A 15,916-nucleotide genomic window follows, 5' to 3' on the forward strand; every position below is an offset into this window, starting at 1 on the left:
CTGCTGGATTTGTTTCTAAGAAAAAAGCTTCTTCACATTTTCGATCATATTGTTTTTTTCATTCACGACAAATGATCTGAAATCAGCAAATTCAAGTGAAACAGTTTCATAATTATCCATAAGATGATTAATAAGTTTTATTATTTTATCATCTTGCATTTCATTTTCATGTAGTTTATATTGTTCAGGAATTCCAAGATCCTCTTTAAAAGCAGAAGTTCCATCACGTCCTGTTAAAAGACAAACGCCAGAAACTAAAGCTTCTCTTGGAATTTTATCCCTTCCTGGAAAATAACCAAAATCAATATGAAGTTTAGCTCTTCTTAAAGTGTCACGCATTTCTTCTCTTGTCATTCCTGTTAATGGAACCCATTGATATTGAGGAAGAAGCTGCATGTATTTTTCAATTTTCTCAAGTCCTTTTTTAGGGTTGTATGTTATTATGTTTTCTTTCGTAAATGAATCCGGAAAATTTTCAAAAAATAATTCTGTTACATAATCGCATAAATAGGCTATTTCGTTATCCAGCTTTTTAGTCATTAAGAACTCTTTAGTTCGTTGTGACTGATACCAATGTGTAACGGTCTTATTAGGTTCAAAACGATATTCAGTGTGTTTGTAAGGAACAATTAATTTTCTCAGCCAGTTTTTTTTCTTTTCACGGCTGTTCATTAAAACTTCATAAAAATCAAGACTCAGCCACCATACTTTTTTTTCTGCCAAAGGATATTTAGCAATTAAATTAGTCATTGATTCTGGAATTATAATAATGTTTTCAGAGCTGTCCTTTACATTCATTACATAAGGTACATTGTAATTTTTGTAAAATGGATGAACAGGATCTTTTTTATATTTTGAATATAGCATTTTAGCATTATATCCAAGAGTATTTAAGATGTAACCCAATTGATGTAAAGCTTCTGGTCCTCCGGTTGCTTTTTTTGGCGGACAGATAATGTATATGTTTTTAGACATTTTTATTAATTAATTTTTTGGCTGTTAAAAACTACGTGTTCTATCCAGCCTTGAATGGTGTATTTTTTGAAAATTTCTTCAGGTATTTTTTCGTATTCTTTGTCGAAAAAAGTAACAGGTATTTCTGGATTTTTTTCGTCTATTACTAGAATATTATTTGGATTGTAAAAATCATAATTTACAATATCTTTATTAGTTGTGATTAATTTTTTATGTAATCCAATGCTTTCAAAGACCCTGAATGTTAAGCCGGTTTGTCCTTTTCGGTTGATATCTAATAATACCTGCGAATTGTTTATATAATCATTAATTTCTGATAAGGAAACATATTCTGTAATAAATTCAATAGAAGAGTTTTTTTCTATATGTTTTTTATTATGAACAATTATTTTATGGCTAATATTTTTTGCCTCAAGATTATTAGCAATTTTAGAGAGTGTTTTAAGTCTCTTGTCTTTTGAAATAATGTTAAAAACCTTGTATTTGTAATTTTTGTTTGGATCTGTAGAAGGAGAATTATAAATCCAGTTTGTAGCAAATTTTAAATTATATTTTTGACAGTCTTCTTTTTCAAATGAATATACTTCATCAAAAAATGGAAGTACTCTTGTTATCTTAGGACATCTTTGTGTGTTGTCGTTAAAATAAGCAATCGTTTTTTTACTATATTTTTTTAATTCAACAATACTTTTAGGGTCAATAAAATCACCTTTAATAACAAGTATGACATCTTGAATTTCGTTTAGTTTATTTATATTTTCAATTATTTTTTTTCCATAGTGGATTGTTTTCAAATTTCTTTTAAAAAAGGTTTTTAGAAAAAAATTATAAATTCTATAAAGGGAATTCTGATACTTATATTCGTACTCGTCAAAATTTAAGTGCTGCACATTATGTCCGCTTTCTTTTAAAGCAGTAGCTATATAGTTATTGAATCCCCAATTATCAAGACTTACAAGGGTAATACGCATAATGTATGTTAATTCTGTTAGGGTAAAATTAAGAAAATTTTAACGATTTAATTTAAATTTAAGTTAGTGATAAATAAATATTATTATTTTATTTTTTAAACATAAAATAGAGAGAAATATTGTTTAGTAATTTAGGATAAAATTTTTGTATAAACATCAAAATAATCAGCAGCTGTTCTTTTCCAATCAAAGTCGGCTGCTCGTTTTTTTATCATTGCTTCTTTTTCAGCTTTATTTGTTTCATAATCATGCAGACCTTCAATTAAAACATTTGTCATGTATTCAGGATCAAAATTATCCCAGTAAATTGATGCGTTACCTCCAATTTCAGGCAGAGATGTTTTATTTGATAAAAAAGTAGGTTTTCCAAAACTCATTGCTTCAATTGGCGGAAGTCCAAAACCTTCTCTAATTGAAGGGAAAAGAAATGCAGTACAATTTTTCATAAAAAACTGTTTGCCTTCTTCACTTACTTTTCCGGTCAAAAAAACTCGCTTTGTTAATCCGTTATCAGCAATTAACTGCTTTATTTTGTCGCCGTATTTTTTATCATTATTTCCGGAAATAATTAAATTGAAGTCTTTTACATGTATCATCATATTAACAATTGACTGATAATTTTTTCTTTCAAGAAAATCTCCAATAGCATAGAAAAATGGCTTGTCAACCGGAATATTTGTAACATATTTAGATGTATCTAATACTGTAGAAATCGGGTTTCCATTATGAATTACATATTCTGGAACATCTGGCACATTAAAATTTTTATGAGTTTCAGACTTTGCAAACTCTGAAATATAAGTTATGGCAGTTGATTTTTCAAGTTTAGCCCTAAATAATCGATTCAGTCTATGATTAGGATCTGGAGAAACTTCTTCAATAAAATGAACATCATGAATAGTTAATAGATATTTATTACAAGAAAAAGGTTCGACTTTAGTATTTTGATTTACAGAGTGCCATAAATCGTGTTTTTTACGAACTCTAAATAACGGATGTCTTGATAAGCTACTGTATTTATGATATTTAAATTTAGCTTTAAATTCCTCTTTTAGAATATCAGGCTCAGGAGTGTTTAAAATTAATTCATAATCTTTAAAATCTAAAGCAGATAAACCTTTTACCAGTTCATAATTGAAAGTTCCTAAGCCAGCTGCCCGATTGCTTATATTATGTGTTTCCAGAAAAATCTTAGGTGGCATTTTTTTTCTTTTTTTTACGAAAATACAATAATAATTTGAAGTCTTAGATCGTATACGTATTTTTGTTGTTTATAAAAAAAAGCTGATGAATTTTAAAGTAAATCCAATTTTCGAAAATAGCACTGAGTCGATACTTAATACAATCAAAATGTTCAGTTCTACAGGTGAACTTTTTGGAAATGGAGATCGTAATAAGATAAAATTATTTGATTTTAACGAAAAAAAAATCAATATAAAGTCATTTAAAATTCCCAATTTAATTAACAAGATTGCTTATCGATATTTTAGAAAATCAAAAGCAAGACGTTCATTTGAATATGCGACTATTTTATTAGAAAAAGGAATTGGAACGCCAGAACCAATTGCATTTCTTGAAAATTTTAATATTCTCGGATTAAAAGACAGCTATTATGTAAGTGAGCATTTAAATGCTGATTTGACATATAGAGAACTGGTAGAAATTCCAAATTATCCAGATAATGAAAATATATTAAGACAGTTTACCAGATTTAGTTTTGGACTACACGAAAAAGGAATTGAATTTTTAGACCATTCTCCAGGGAATACCCTGATTAAAAAGAATAACGAAGGCACTTATGATTTTTTTCTTGTTGATTTAAACAGAATGGAATTTCATGAATCGATGACTTTTGAAAAGCGAATGAAAAACTTATGCCGTTTAACTCCTTTAAAAGAAATGGTTGCAGTTATGAGTAATGAATATTCAAAACTGTATAAAAAAGAATCTGAGGAAAAGATTTTTGAAACTTTGTGGAAATATACAGCCGATTTTCAGGAGCAGTTTTATAGAAAGAAACGCCTAAAAAAGAAGCTTAAATTTTGGAAGAAGTAAGACGGAAAAACTCTTTATAACGGACATAAATGCTGTAAGCATTTAAATAACATATTGTAATTCCATTTATGCCGTCTAAAAAACCAAGTCTTATTAAATATTGATACAAAAAAGTATAAAGAGGATGGAAAATCAGTAATATTCGAACTGGTTTTTGTCCTTTTTTTATTTTTTCATTCGCCTTTAAAATTCCGTACTTATACATTTTTACTTTATATTCCTGATATGAAGTATAAGAAAAGTGAATGATTTTATTTTTTAAGACACCGATTTTTCCGTTTACGATAAGTTTTTCGTGTACCATCCTGTCTTCGGTGTACCTGCAGTAAATTTTATTAAAAAGCCTGAAAATCTTATCAGTCTGCCAGCCGCTAAAACGTAATTTACTGTTTTTAAACATAAAAATTCTGTAAACAAGATAAGCACTTACAGCATCTTTATTGTGTATTGTCGAAATAATTTCAGTTTTCAGTTCTGGAGTTAAACGTTCATCGGCATCAATAAATAATATCCAATCGTTTTTTACCTGATCTATTGCAAAATTTCTTTGAGAAGTATAGTCAACAAATTTCTTTTCAATTAAAGTAACATTTGGAAAAGATTGCACTATTTTTATTGTAGAATCGGTACTGTAAGAATCAACAACGATGATTTCATCTGCAAAATCAACATCTTCGAGCAGTGATTTTATGTATCGTTCTTCATTAAAAGTTATAATTAAAACCGACAGCTTTTGTTTTTCAATAGTATTCATCCGATGCTTATACTTTTCTCAATTTTTATACTCTCGAAAATAAGCTTCTAATTTTTCCAGTATTAAAGACAGAGGATATTCAGCATAATATTCAAAAGTATGTTCTTTAATATATTGCTCAGTATGCTGTTTGTATATTTCTGGTTTTAAGTCTTTTAAATGAATAGAGAAGTTTTTTGCTTCATTTTCGAATATCTGCCATGTTTCTTTTCTAACAGAAGGTGTAAAGATTGAAAAAGTTGGAATTTCAAGCGCTTTGGCCATATTTACGGCACCGCCTTCATTTCCAATTAACATTTCGCATTGTGAAAGTAAAGCCAAAAACGGACGAAGTTCTGTACAGTACAAATCGAAAACAATATGTTTTTTTGTCTCTTCACTGCAATAGTTATATACTTCTAATGCCAGATCTTTTTGATATGGAACGTAATTAAAAATTATGGTTGCATTAGTTTTTGCTACTGTAAAATCTATAATTTTTGCCATTCCTTCAAGAGGATAGGTTTTATAAACTTCGCTTCCTAAAATACCAAACATAATAAGCGGTTTTTCGCTGTCTATGTTATAACTTTTTAAAAGTTGTTTAGCTTCGTTAATCTCAGAGTCTTTTAAAAATATTTTAGGTTTAACATTTGTAATTTTTTCTGAAATAAAGGGTTTTAGAAGTAATAATCGGTTTTCAATTGCTAAACCATGCTCAGATTCTACGGCATCAAAACGTTCGTATGTATAATTGTAGAATATTTTAGTATACCATTTATGGTACGAAACTTTATATTTTGCCCCAGAAAATAAGGTAATCAGGTTTGTTTCTAATTTTGAATACACATCAATTACCGCATCGTATTTTTTTCTGCGAATTTGAAAAATGAATTTAAAAAGAGAAGGAATAGATTTTCTAACTTCGTTTGACAACGGAATTATGTTGTCAATGTTTGGATTTTCTTTTAGTACATCTATAGAATTTGGATAACACATATAGTCGATTACCGAATCTGGAAACTTAGTCTTTAAGTTGTTACAAATTATTGTACTCGTTAGTACGTCTCCAATCCTTTTTTGTTGAATAACTAATATCCTCATTTTTTTCAATTCAATTTGAAGGCTAAATTACAAACTATTTTATGAAGTGTGCAACCATTCCAGGTATTAAAAATGAATTAAAATAAAATGTGTTATTTTTGTAAAAATCAAATTAAAATTTAGAATGAAAATTAGCGGTCTCGTCATTACGTTCAACGAAGAAAAGAACATTGGAAAATGTATTGATGCTTTATTGAAAGTATGCAATGAAGTTATTATTGTAGATTCTTTCAGCAAGGATCGTACAGTTGAAATTGCAAAAGAAAAGGGTGCAATAGTTATTGAGCAGGCTTTTTTAGGAGATGGCCCACAACGAACACATGGTTTGCCTTATTGCAAAAATGATTGGATTTTAAATCTTGATGCCGATGAGTTTTTGGATAAAGACGCAGAGCAGTTTATCCTTAATGGAAAATATTTGGAAGGTAATTATGATGCTTTTAGTTTTAGAGTGAAAAACTTTTTAGCAGATAAACTAATTGATTTTTCAGGCTGGTATCCAGATCATAAAGTTCGTTTTTTCAATAAGAAAACCGCTCATCCGTCTGATTCTAAAGTGCATCAGAAAATAATTACTCAAAATGAAAAGAAAGTTGCCGTGCATATTTTGCACTATGGCTGGGATTCTTTAGATCAGATTATTTCTAAAAAAAATCAATACTCTGGCTGGCATGCACAGCAATTATTTGATCAGGGGAGAAGAATTAATGCTTTAAAACCTGTAATTCATGGTACAGTATCTTTTATACGCTGTTACTTTTTCAAAAAAGGAGTCTTTAATGGCATCGAGGGATTGTCAATCGCAATGATCCAAAGCTTTTTCTCTTATATGAAATATGCTAAACTTTTAAAACTTCAAAAAAAGCTGAAATAAAATTTCAGCTTTTTTTTTAAATAATAGTGCTCTAAACCTGCTGAGTGATCTATTAAAACCATCTTATAAACAACAAAGTCTTTTGGTTGTATTAATTGTATTTATATTCTTATATATTGCTCAATTATGCATTTCTAAGTGAATTAAGAAAATGATTCGTAATTCTTACAATAATAGGCTTGAAATATGTGAAATATTATTTTTTGTTTAATTTTTCCTTTTTTTTGTTAATCAATTCTATAAATATATAGATTTGCACAAAAAAGTACATGTCAAAGTTACCCATTTTAATGTACCACAATGTTGTTGTGGATGAAGCTAAATCTTTGAATTTAAGTATTTCTATTTCTAAGCTGGAATCTCAATTAAAGTTTCTGCATGATAATAATTATACAGCATTTCACTTTAAAGATTTAGAGAATTTAAAAGAGCTGCCTTCAAAAAGTATTATCATCACTTTTGATGATGTTACAGAATGCCAGCTTTTGTATGCGGTGCCTTTGCTTGAGAAATACCAATTAAAAGCTTCTTTTTTTATACCATTTTCTTTTGTTGGTAATTTTGATTATTGGATTGAAGGAAAAGAAAAAATAATGAGTGTTGACCAATTAAAAGGATTAAACAGTAATCTTATTGAATTAGGGTATCATTCTTTTGAGCATAAAAGATACAGTTCATTATCAAAAGAAGAATTAGAAGCTGATTTCATTAAGTCAAATGATTTTATAAAAAAGAATCAATTAGATATAAAACCAGTTTTAGCATATCCTTTTGGTAATTACGCTAAAAAAGAGGCTCAATTTGCTGTTTTTGAAAAAATTATGCGCGATAATGGCATAAAATATGGTTTGAGAATTGGAAACAGAGTAAATAAATTTCCTTTTAAAAATAATTATTTAGTAAAAAGAATTGACATTAAAGGAGAGGACAGTATGTTTAAATTTAGATTAAAATTAAAGATTGGAAAACTTAAATTATTTTAAATAATACATGAAAATCAGCGGATTGGTAATAACCTATAATGAGGAAAAAAATATAGGTAAATGTATAGATGCACTTTTTAGAATTTGTGATGAAGTAATTATTATAGATTCATTGAGTGCAGATAATACAGTAAAAATAGCAGAAGAAAAAGGAGCTAAAGTTATCCCGCAGAAGTTTTTAGGCGATGGACCACAGCGAATTCATGGACTTCAATATTGTAAAAACGACTGGATTTTAAATCTGGATGCAGATGAAATTTTGGCTGAAGATGCCGAAAAATTCATATTATCAGGAAAACATGAAAATCAAGATTTTGATGTTTATACTTTTAGATTGTATAATTATCTGGGGGGTAAAAAAATAAATTTTGCAGGCTGGTATCCTGATAAAACAGCACGTTTTTTTAATAAAAAAACAGCTTCTCCATCAAATGAGAGAGTTCATCAAAAAGTTTGCGGAAGCAGTAAGACCCATTTAAATGTTCATATAAATCATTACGCTTGGGAAAATTTTGATCAATTTATCGCTAAGAAAAATTTATACACTACCTGGAATGCCCAGCAGCTTTATGATCAGGGAAAAAAAATCAATAGTTTTAAACCTGTATTAAACGGAACTGTATCTTTTATAAGATGCTATTTCTTTAAAAAAGGTTTTTTAAACGGATTGGATGGTCTGACATTTTCAATGATTCAGGCTTTTTTCTCTTATATGAAATATGCCAAGCTTTTGAAACTTCAGAAAAATAATAAATAAAAAAAATCCAAATTTCAATGGAAATTTGGATTTTTTATTGATTTTTAAAATCTATACTGCAACATCGTATTCACGAAGTGCATTATTTAATGAAGTTTTTAAATCTGTAGACGGTTTACGAGTTCCAATGATTAAAGCACATGGAACTTGGAATTCACCAGCAGCAAATTTCTTAGTGTAACTTCCTGGAATTACAACAGAACGTGCAGGAACAAAACCTTTCATTTCAACTGGTTCGTCACCCGTAACGTCAATAATTTTTGTAGAAGCGGTCAAACATACATTTGCACCAAGAACGGCCTCTTTACCAACGTGAACACCTTCTACAACAATACAACGAGAACCAATAAAAGCGCCGTCTTCAATAATTACCGGAGCAGCTTGTAATGGCTCTAAAACACCGCCAATTCCAACACCACCACTTAAGTGTACATTTTTACCAATTTGTGCACAGCTTCCAACAGTTGCCCATGTATCAACCATAGTTCCCTCATCAACATAAGCACCAATGTTGACATAACTAGGCATTAAAATAACACCGCTGGAAATATAAGCTCCGTAACGTGCAACAGCATTTGGTACTACACGAATTCCTTTCTCAGCATAATTTCTTTTAAGGAGCATTTTATCGTGGTATTCAAAAATACCAGATTCCCATGTTTCCATTTTTTGAATTGGGAAATACATTACAACCGCTTTCTTAACCCATTCGTTTACCTGCCATTTATCACCAACTGGTTCGGCAACACGTAATTTTCCTGCATCAACCAATTCGATAACTTCTCTAATAGCATCAGTTGTAGCTGTTTCTTGTAATAAAGCTCTGTTTTCCCAAGCTTGTTCAATTATAGTCTGTAAAGAATTCATAGTTTAAATTTTTGGCAAAGATAAAGTATTTAAAGAAAAGCAAAAAAGTAAACGAGATCGAAAGTGTTACAGGTATAACATTTTGTTTTTAATTTGATAAATTTTTATAACGGTCTTTATGTGAAATAAATTTAAAAAACATCCACTAAAAGTTTTTTTTATATCAAAATATGACAAAAGTCAGATTTTGCACTTTTTCTTCTATCTACTTTTGTGTAATTAATTCTTACAAACCAGAATTAAAAAATCCAATCCAAAAACATATTAAATTTACGAGACATGAATCAAGAAAATCAACTTCGAACACCAGTTACAGTTATTGATAAAGAAGTTACTTGGGATAAAACGCAGGTAATTATGAGCAAAACAAACGCTTTTGGTATTATTGAATATGCTAATGAAGTTTTTGTTGACGTTTGTGGTTACGAAGATTACGAGTTAATGGGACAGCCGCATAACATTATTCGTCATCCGGATATGCCAAAAGTTATTTTTAAAGTCCTGTGGGAAAATCTTAAAAACGGAAAAAACTTTCATGCAATAGTAAAAAACTTAGCTAAATCTGGAAGATACTATTGGGTTATAACTGACTTTGATATCGCCAGAGACGAAAATGGAGTTATTGTAAACTACTTTGGAAGAAGACAAGCCGTTCCGCAAGAAGTTGTTACAATGCATATTGAACCATTGTATAAAAAACTGCTTCAAATTGAAGCTGCAAGCGGTGTAGAGTTTAGTGAAAAATATCTAATAGGTTTCTTAGAAGAAAAAAAGAGAACTTATGTAGAATATATTAAAGAGTTAATTTTTGAGCACGAAAAAGCACAAGCAAAATTTGCTCATTATGAAGAAGAACAAGATACTGAAGAACACAAAGGTTTTTTCAGCAGATTATTTAATAGATAGAATAAAGTTTTAGTTTTTAAATATTTAGGTTCGGGTCCGTTTTGAGTTCGCTCAAGGCGGACCTTTTGGGTTAAATAATTAAGAGATTAAATTAATGGACTTTTTGAAGTAAGTTAAATTGTAAAAACATCAATTCAAAAAGCTTTATATTTGTATTGTAAAATAAAGTATTATGGAAGCAATTAGATTAGAATTTCAGCCAGAAATTAAGGAGAAGATATTGAAATTATTAAGTTCATTTTCTTCTGATGAATTGAAAATAGTTGAGGAGAGTAATTTTGTTGATCCTAATTTTATTAAAAATAAAAGAAAATTAGAGGCTGCAGCGGCTAAAATTGATAATGGTACAGCAAAGCTTTACACGTTTGAGGAATTAGATGAAATCTTAGAAAAAACTATTTCTAAATATGAAAGTTAGCTTTACTGAGGATTTTATGTTGCAACTAAAAGAACAAATAAAATATATAGCTAAAGATAAACCAATTGCTGCGAGAAAATTTAAAAAAGATTTGCTTAAGAATATTAAAAAAGATTTGGTAAACCCTTTTTACTTTAAAAAATCCATTTATTTTGATGAGGAAAAGTATCGAGACTATGTTTTTAAAGGTTACACTGCAATTATTAGAATTGAATCGGAATTAGAAATCGTTTATATTATTGGTTTTCTAAAACACAATAAATTATTTTAAGGTAAACCTGCTAAAAAAATACAATGCCAAGAATACTCTCTATAGATTACGGACAAAAACGTACTGGAATAGCAGTTACAGATGAAATGCAGATAATAGCATCTGGTTTAACTACGATTCCAACTCACACTTTAATCGATTTTCTCAAAGATTATTTTACCAAAGAAAAAGTCGAAGCCGTTTTAATTGGCGAACCCAAACAAATGAACGGCCAGCCATCTGAAAGTGCATCTGTTATTAATGGTTTTGTAACTCACTTTTCAAATATTTTTCCTGACATGAAAGTAATTCGTGTCGATGAACGTTTTACTTCAAAAATGGCATTTCAAACTATGCTCGACAGCGGACTCAGCAAAAAACAACGCCAAAACAAAGGTTTAATCGACGAAATTTCGGCAACAATTATGCTTCAGGATTATCTTTCTTCTAAACGTTTTTAAGTGTATTTCTGATTAATTTTTCTTTTTTAGAAAAAATTATAGTTTCCTAACTTTTATCATGTAAAAATTAGTTTTTTTTTGCGATTGAAAGAAGTACCTTTGCACTTTAAAAACAAAATACTGTTATGCCTGACAATACAATACGTTCCAATAGTGAAGTAGTGCTTATTGGAGCTGGAATTATGAGTGCAACTCTTGGATTAATTTTAAAAGAGCTGCAGCCGGATATAAAAATTGAAATTTACGAAAGATTAGATGTGGCGGCTGCCGAAAGCTCGGATGCCTGGAATAATGCAGGAACCGGACACTCAGCTTTTTGTGAATTAAATTATACTCCAGAAAAGGCTGATGGAAGTATTGACCCTAAAAAAGCAATCAGTATTGCTGAATCATTTGAAATTTCACGCCAGTTTTGGTCGTATTTAGTACAGCAGAATAAAGTTCCATCTCCGGAAAATTTTATAAAAAGTGTTCCTCACATGAGTTTTGTATGGGGAGACAAAAATGTAGAATACTTAAGAAAAAGATTCGAAGCACTTCAAAGTAACCCAATTTTTGCAGATATGACATTCAGTACTGATTTTAATCAGTTAAAAGAATGGATGCCTCTTGTAATGGAAGGAAGAGAAGCAGATGAAAAATTAGCTGCGACTCACATGGAAATAGGTACCGATGTTAATTTTGGAGCCTTAACAAGAAGCATGTTTAATTATCTTGAAAAGTTAGACGGCGTTACTTTATATTTTAATCACGAAGTTAAAAAGTTAAAACAGCGTGAGGATAAATCATGGAGAATTAAAATTACAGATTTGTCAACAGGACAAAAACGCAAAGCATATACAAAATTTGTATTTATTGGTGCTGGCGGCGGTTCATTGCCATTATTAGAGAAAGCAGATGTTCCGGAAGGTCACGGCTACGGCGGTTTCCCGGTTAGCGGACAATGGCTGAAATGTACAAACCCGGAAGTTATTGCAAAACATCAGGCAAAAGTTTATGGTAAAGCTAGTGTTGGAGCACCTCCAATGTCTGTTCCTCATATTGATACACGTGTAATTGATGGTGAAAAAGCACTTCTTTTTGGCCCTTTCGCCGGATTCTCAACACGTTTCTTAAAAAATGGTTCATATTTAGATTTACCTCTATCTATAAAAGCAAACAATTTAATCCCAATGCTTTCTGCGGGATTCCATAATATTCCATTAACGAAATATTTAATCGAGCAGGTTCGTCAGTCTCCAAAAGACAGAATGAAAGCACTTCGTGAATATTTGCCTACTGCACGCTCTAAAGACTGGAAATTAGAAAAAGCAGGTCAGCGTGTTCAGGTTATTAAAAAAGGAAAAGATGGCGGCGGTGTTTTAGAATTTGGTACAGAAGTAATCAATACACACGACGGAACTCTGGCAGTTTTATTAGGAGCTTCTCCGGGAGCATCAACTGCAGTAGCTATTATGGTTGACTTAATCAGCAGATGTTTTGCCAATCAGATTAAAACTCCTGAGTGGGAAGCTAAAATGAAAGAAATGATTCCTTCTTACGGTAAAACTCTGAACGACAAACCAGAGCTTTTAGCAGAAATGAGAAAACATACGGCTGAAGTTTTAAAAATTAAATAATTAAAATTTCGAAATGTAAATAAAACCCAAGGACTTAGTTTGTAAATAACTGAGTCCTTTTTTAATTTTAACCAAAAAGAATATGGCACTTTCAAAAACAAACAATCCGGCATTAATTTTAATTGATATTCAAAAAGGATTTGATGATATTGATTATTGGGGAGGACAAAGAAATAATGTAAATGCAGAAGAAAACGCTGCTGAAATTTTAAATCTGTGGAGACAAAATAATCTGCCAGTTTTTCATATTCAGCATTGTTCTTCAAATCCAAATTCTTTGCTAAACGAAAATAATGCAGGAAATGAGTTTAAAGATGTGGTAAAACCAAATGAAGGTGAAATTGTTATTAAAAAGAATGTCAACAGTGCTTTTATAGGTACAAATTTAAAAGAACAATTAGATAATGCTAAAATCACGACATTGGTAATTGTAGGTTTAACAACAGATCACTGTGTGTCGACAACAACAAGAATGGCAGGAAATTTTGGCTTCGATACTTTTGTCGTTTCAGATGCAACAGCAACCTTTAATAAAAAAGGAGTCGATGGACAGAATTTTTCGGCAGAACTAATTCATGAAACTGCTTTGGCAAGTTTAAATGATGAATTTGCAGCTGTTGTAACAACTGATTTTGTAAAACAAAATATCAAATAAAAACAAACAAAACAAAAGAATTAAAAGCTTTAATCGTTCTTTACGGCTTTTAATTCTTTTGTTATTTTTAAAATTTTCTCGGCAAGATTACTCATCCAGATTAACTGCTCAATAACCATCGATGCTTCCTGCATTTTAGCCTGACGAGTTTCTTTATCCAATTCATCATCTGTTGCCAGACGAGTGAAATTTTTGCGTTTTAGTTCCTCAAACTGTAAAGTCACATCTTCTTTGTCAAAAAAAGTATCTGTAATTATAGTTTCATTTCTTAAAATAGAAATAGAGTTATCTAAATTAGATAAAATGGTTTTTATAATATAATTGAATGAATCTGAAGCCGACGTTGTTTGATGCGACTGAATATAAGTTGATAAAGAGGCCAATGCAGACAAAAGCGAATGGTTTAAAACTACCAGCTTATTTACCAAAGGCATTGTTTTTTGCTTTGATTTTGGTTCCTGCATCATACGCTGAAAAGAAGTCATTAAGTTTCCAATTTCAACAAAAGCATTTTTTCTCGCTAATCGGTATGAAGTTGGAATTTCACCTTTTTTATTATAAAAATCAGCAATTTCTTTAAGGTAATTTCGATTTGCCCTGATTGCATTTTCGATATGAATAGGCGTGTTTATAAATTCCCATGCCGGCCATAAAAATTGATTAGCAATAAATGCCAAAGTCGCTCCGGTAAGCGTATCTAAAATTCTAAACTGAATAACTTCTACAACATTTGGAGTTAAAATACCATAGATAAATACAACATACATAGTTACAAATGTTGCACTTATTTTATAGTTAATTTGAGTAAAAGAAATACCTAAAAGCATGCATACAATTGAAAAAATACTTAATGCAACATGATTTTGAATTATAGACACAATTCCAAAAGCTAATAATCCGCCTAGAATGGTTCCAAACATACGATTATAAGATCGTTCTTTGGTTAATCCGTAACCAGGTCTCATAATTACTACAATGGTCAGTAAAATCCAATAAACGTTTTGAAGATCCAGCATTTCTCCAATAAATAAACCAATTAAAATCGTAATGGTTAATCGCAGAGAATGCCTGAAAATAGACGAAGAATAACTTAAATTTTCAGTAAGTGTTCTTAAAGGATAGTATTGAGGTGTTAAGAATTTTTCTAACTCCTTATCTTTATCTTTCAATTTATAAGACTGCATTGCCAGTGATAAAGCACGCTGAATAATTTTAATTTTTCCAACCTGATTTTTGGCATATTTCAGCATATTGGTCAGCATTAAAACGCCTTCTGCAGCTTCTTCTTTTCCTAATGTTTTCTCATAATCAAAAATGGCAAATTCTAAAGCATCTAATTCATTTTTAAGATCGTCTTTGTCAACATAAACCGCAATATGATGTACATTTTTAGAAAGCTTTTTAAGTGTTGATGCCAGTTTGTAAGCTACATTTTGATACGTACGAAGAACTTCAGGATGTTTAGCAAATTTTTCATGAAGTTTACTATGATCGAATGAAGTATACAATGCGAGTTCCTGAATTTCAACCAAAGTAATAAAAACCAAAAGCATTTTTCGGTTTTGGCTTGTTGTTCCAGATGCATTTTGATTTCCGATAAGCATTTTGCGCAAATCTTCATGAATCAAATTCAAATCGACTTGTATGGCAAGCTGTTTTTCAATTATTTTTTCGCGATTCGCTTCCGGACTCCATAAATCCCCTCTTAATTTTAAATATTTTGCCGTTAGTTTTATACCTTCTGCAATTTGCAATTCTACATATTTATAAGGCTGTACAAAATGAAAAACAAGTGAAACTATCAGATATAAAATTCCTCCAATAAAAATAAACCCAGAATATTGAAAAGCTTCCCAGCCTTCGTGCAAATGTCCAAATGATAATGAAATAGATAATAAGGCAGAAAATGAAACCAGTGTGGCACGCTGTCCGTAAACCGAAATCATCGAACATAAAAACAATAAAAATCCTAAAAATGGATAAAATAAAAACGGAAAAGGATAAGCAAGATTTACTAATAAATTTACACCCGATACGATAAACGATGCAACGATTAATCCTTTAATTTTGTGGCTTAAAGAACTGGGGATATCACTGGGATAAGTATAAAAAGCACCCAGCGCAATAGTAAAACCTATTTCAAAATGGCCTAAAAAATTCAAAATTAAAACGGGCACAACGGAAGCAATTGTTACTTTTGAAGCGTTTAAAAAAGAAGTACTGTTTGTAAATTTTGAGATGCGGTCAAACATATAATGAGGTTTACTAGCAAAGTTAAGAATTGTACG

At 30.3% G+C, this 15,916-nt stretch carries 17 protein-coding genes; 10 read left to right on the forward strand and 7 right to left on the reverse strand.

Annotation, left to right across the window (positions count from 1 at the left end; genetic code table 11):
• Positions 1 to 15: 15 nt before the first annotated feature.
• From PQ462_RS07660 to PQ462_RS07670, 3 genes are all read right to left on the reverse strand, one after another.
• On the reverse strand, positions 16 to 975 hold the full coding sequence (locus PQ462_RS07660; protein WP_274252991.1) for a hypothetical protein: 960 nt from the start codon (positions 973 to 975) through the stop codon (positions 16 to 18).
• A gap of 5 nt (positions 976 to 980) precedes the next feature.
• Entirely contained in the window at positions 981 to 1,946 is a 966-nt protein-coding gene (locus PQ462_RS07665; RefSeq protein WP_274252992.1) for a hypothetical protein, read from the reverse strand.
• Between the two features lie 131 nt (positions 1,947 to 2,077).
• Positions 2,078 to 3,148, reverse strand: a complete 1,071-nt coding sequence (locus PQ462_RS07670) for a glycosyltransferase family 4 protein (RefSeq protein ID WP_274252993.1) — start codon at positions 3,146 to 3,148, stop codon at positions 2,078 to 2,080.
• Between the two features lie 85 nt (positions 3,149 to 3,233).
• On the opposite strand from PQ462_RS07670, the gene PQ462_RS07675 reads away from it, so the two are divergent.
• The gene (locus PQ462_RS07675) at positions 3,234 to 4,001 is read left to right on the forward strand and encodes a Kdo domain containing protein (RefSeq protein ID WP_274252994.1); all 768 of its coding nucleotides are present in this window, start codon (positions 3,234 to 3,236) and stop codon (positions 3,999 to 4,001) included.
• Here the strand turns inward: PQ462_RS07675 and PQ462_RS07680 are convergent.
• The gene (locus PQ462_RS07680) at positions 3,982 to 4,755 is read right to left on the reverse strand and encodes a glycosyltransferase family 2 protein (protein WP_274252995.1); all 774 of its coding nucleotides are present in this window, start codon (positions 4,753 to 4,755) and stop codon (positions 3,982 to 3,984) included. The two genes, PQ462_RS07675 and PQ462_RS07680, sit on opposite strands and share 20 nt — an antisense overlap.
• An 18-nt stretch (positions 4,756 to 4,773) precedes the next feature.
• Positions 4,774 to 5,838, reverse strand: coding sequence for a glycosyltransferase family 9 protein (locus PQ462_RS07685; protein WP_274252996.1), 1,065 nt, complete (start codon positions 5,836 to 5,838; stop codon positions 4,774 to 4,776).
• 124 nt (positions 5,839 to 5,962) lie between these two features.
• On the opposite strand from PQ462_RS07685, the gene PQ462_RS07690 reads away from it, so the two are divergent.
• The 3 genes from PQ462_RS07690 (at position 5,963) to PQ462_RS07700 (ending at position 8,452) form a co-directional block, all read left to right on the forward strand.
• Complete coding sequence (locus PQ462_RS07690) at positions 5,963 to 6,712, forward strand: glycosyltransferase family 2 protein (protein ID WP_274252997.1); 750 nt, start codon at positions 5,963 to 5,965, stop codon at positions 6,710 to 6,712.
• 269 nt (positions 6,713 to 6,981) lie between these two features.
• Positions 6,982 to 7,695, forward strand: a complete 714-nt coding sequence (locus PQ462_RS07695; RefSeq protein WP_274252998.1) for a polysaccharide deacetylase family protein — start codon at positions 6,982 to 6,984, stop codon at positions 7,693 to 7,695.
• A 7-nt stretch (positions 7,696 to 7,702) separates the two neighbouring features.
• Positions 7,703 to 8,452 carry a glycosyltransferase family 2 protein gene (locus tag PQ462_RS07700; protein WP_274252999.1) on the forward strand — a complete coding sequence of 250 codons (750 nt, stop codon included), beginning with the start codon at positions 7,703 to 7,705 and terminating at the stop codon, positions 8,450 to 8,452.
• Positions 8,453 to 8,503: 51 nt separating this feature from the next.
• On the opposite strand, the gene PQ462_RS07705 is transcribed toward PQ462_RS07700, so the two are convergent.
• Complete coding sequence (locus PQ462_RS07705) at positions 8,504 to 9,319, reverse strand: 2,3,4,5-tetrahydropyridine-2,6-dicarboxylate N-succinyltransferase (protein ID WP_073409737.1); 816 nt, start codon at positions 9,317 to 9,319, stop codon at positions 8,504 to 8,506.
• A gap of 279 nt (positions 9,320 to 9,598) precedes the next feature.
• Here PQ462_RS07705 and PQ462_RS07710 point away from each other — a divergent pair, with 279 nt between their 5' ends.
• The 6 genes from PQ462_RS07710 (at position 9,599) to PQ462_RS07735 (ending at position 13,628) form a co-directional block, all read left to right on the forward strand.
• Entirely contained in the window at positions 9,599 to 10,225 is a 627-nt protein-coding gene (locus PQ462_RS07710) for a PAS domain-containing protein (protein WP_012024591.1), read from the forward strand.
• A gap of 172 nt (positions 10,226 to 10,397) precedes the next feature.
• A complete protein-coding gene (locus PQ462_RS07715; protein WP_121361685.1) occupies positions 10,398 to 10,643 on the forward strand; it encodes a hypothetical protein in 246 nt (81 codons plus the stop codon).
• Complete coding sequence (locus PQ462_RS07720; protein WP_044047716.1) at positions 10,633 to 10,914, forward strand: type II toxin-antitoxin system RelE/ParE family toxin; 282 nt, start codon at positions 10,633 to 10,635, stop codon at positions 10,912 to 10,914. Before PQ462_RS07715 ends, PQ462_RS07720 begins: the two co-directional genes overlap by 11 nt.
• Before the next feature lie 23 nt (positions 10,915 to 10,937).
• Positions 10,938 to 11,354, forward strand: coding sequence for a Holliday junction resolvase RuvX (gene ruvX, locus PQ462_RS07725; protein WP_274253000.1), 417 nt, complete (start codon positions 10,938 to 10,940; stop codon positions 11,352 to 11,354).
• Between the two features lie 125 nt (positions 11,355 to 11,479).
• On the forward strand, positions 11,480 to 12,973 hold the full coding sequence (locus PQ462_RS07730) for a malate:quinone oxidoreductase (RefSeq protein WP_274253001.1): 1,494 nt from the start codon (positions 11,480 to 11,482) through the stop codon (positions 12,971 to 12,973).
• 82 nt (positions 12,974 to 13,055) lie between these two features.
• The gene (locus PQ462_RS07735) at positions 13,056 to 13,628 is read left to right on the forward strand and encodes a cysteine hydrolase family protein (RefSeq protein ID WP_274253002.1); all 573 of its coding nucleotides are present in this window, start codon (positions 13,056 to 13,058) and stop codon (positions 13,626 to 13,628) included.
• Between the two features lie 29 nt (positions 13,629 to 13,657).
• On the opposite strand, the gene PQ462_RS07740 is transcribed toward PQ462_RS07735, so the two are convergent.
• A complete protein-coding gene (locus PQ462_RS07740; RefSeq protein ID WP_012024597.1) occupies positions 13,658 to 15,880 on the reverse strand; it encodes an FUSC family protein in 2,223 nt (740 codons plus the stop codon).
• Positions 15,881 to 15,916: the final 36 nt, after the last annotated feature.

The organism is Flavobacterium sp. KACC 22758 (assembly GCF_028736135.1).
Classification (GTDB): Bacteria; Bacteroidota; Bacteroidia; order Flavobacteriales; family Flavobacteriaceae; genus Flavobacterium; species Flavobacterium johnsoniae.

What these genes read in the sequence shown, in the direction of transcription:
- PQ462_RS07715 (WP_121361685.1), top strand. Translation starts at nt 10,398, where the DNA reads ATGGAAGCAATTAGATTAGAATTTCAGCCAGAAATTAAGGAGAAGATA.
- PQ462_RS07660 (WP_274252991.1), bottom strand. Translation starts at nt 975, where the DNA reads ATGTCTAAAAACATATACATTATCTGTCCGCCAAAAAAAGCAACCGGA.
- PQ462_RS07670 (WP_274252993.1), bottom strand. Translation starts at nt 3,148, where the DNA reads ATGCCACCTAAGATTTTTCTGGAAACACATAATATAAGCAATCGGGCA.
- PQ462_RS07735 (WP_274253002.1), top strand. Translation starts at nt 13,056, where the DNA reads ATGGCACTTTCAAAAACAAACAATCCGGCATTAATTTTAATTGATATT.
- PQ462_RS07680 (WP_274252995.1), bottom strand. Translation starts at nt 4,755, where the DNA reads ATGAATACTATTGAAAAACAAAAGCTGTCGGTTTTAATTATAACTTTT.
- PQ462_RS07740 (WP_012024597.1), bottom strand. Translation starts at nt 15,880, where the DNA reads ATGTTTGACCGCATCTCAAAATTTACAAACAGTACTTCTTTTTTAAAC.
- PQ462_RS07690 (WP_274252997.1), top strand. Translation starts at nt 5,963, where the DNA reads ATGAAAATTAGCGGTCTCGTCATTACGTTCAACGAAGAAAAGAACATT.
- PQ462_RS07730 (WP_274253001.1), top strand. Translation starts at nt 11,480, where the DNA reads ATGCCTGACAATACAATACGTTCCAATAGTGAAGTAGTGCTTATTGGA.
- PQ462_RS07700 (WP_274252999.1), top strand. Translation starts at nt 7,703, where the DNA reads ATGAAAATCAGCGGATTGGTAATAACCTATAATGAGGAAAAAAATATA.
- PQ462_RS07665 (WP_274252992.1), bottom strand. Translation starts at nt 1,946, where the DNA reads ATGCGTATTACCCTTGTAAGTCTTGATAATTGGGGATTCAATAACTAT.
- PQ462_RS07705 (WP_073409737.1), bottom strand. Translation starts at nt 9,319, where the DNA reads ATGAATTCTTTACAGACTATAATTGAACAAGCTTGGGAAAACAGAGCT.
- PQ462_RS07695 (WP_274252998.1), top strand. Translation starts at nt 6,982, where the DNA reads ATGTCAAAGTTACCCATTTTAATGTACCACAATGTTGTTGTGGATGAA.
- ruvX (WP_274253000.1), top strand. Translation starts at nt 10,938, where the DNA reads ATGCCAAGAATACTCTCTATAGATTACGGACAAAAACGTACTGGAATA.
- PQ462_RS07720 (WP_044047716.1), top strand. Translation starts at nt 10,633, where the DNA reads ATGAAAGTTAGCTTTACTGAGGATTTTATGTTGCAACTAAAAGAACAA.
- PQ462_RS07685 (WP_274252996.1), bottom strand. Translation starts at nt 5,838, where the DNA reads ATGAGGATATTAGTTATTCAACAAAAAAGGATTGGAGACGTACTAACG.
- PQ462_RS07675 (WP_274252994.1), top strand. Translation starts at nt 3,234, where the DNA reads ATGAATTTTAAAGTAAATCCAATTTTCGAAAATAGCACTGAGTCGATA.
- PQ462_RS07710 (WP_012024591.1), top strand. Translation starts at nt 9,599, where the DNA reads ATGAATCAAGAAAATCAACTTCGAACACCAGTTACAGTTATTGATAAA.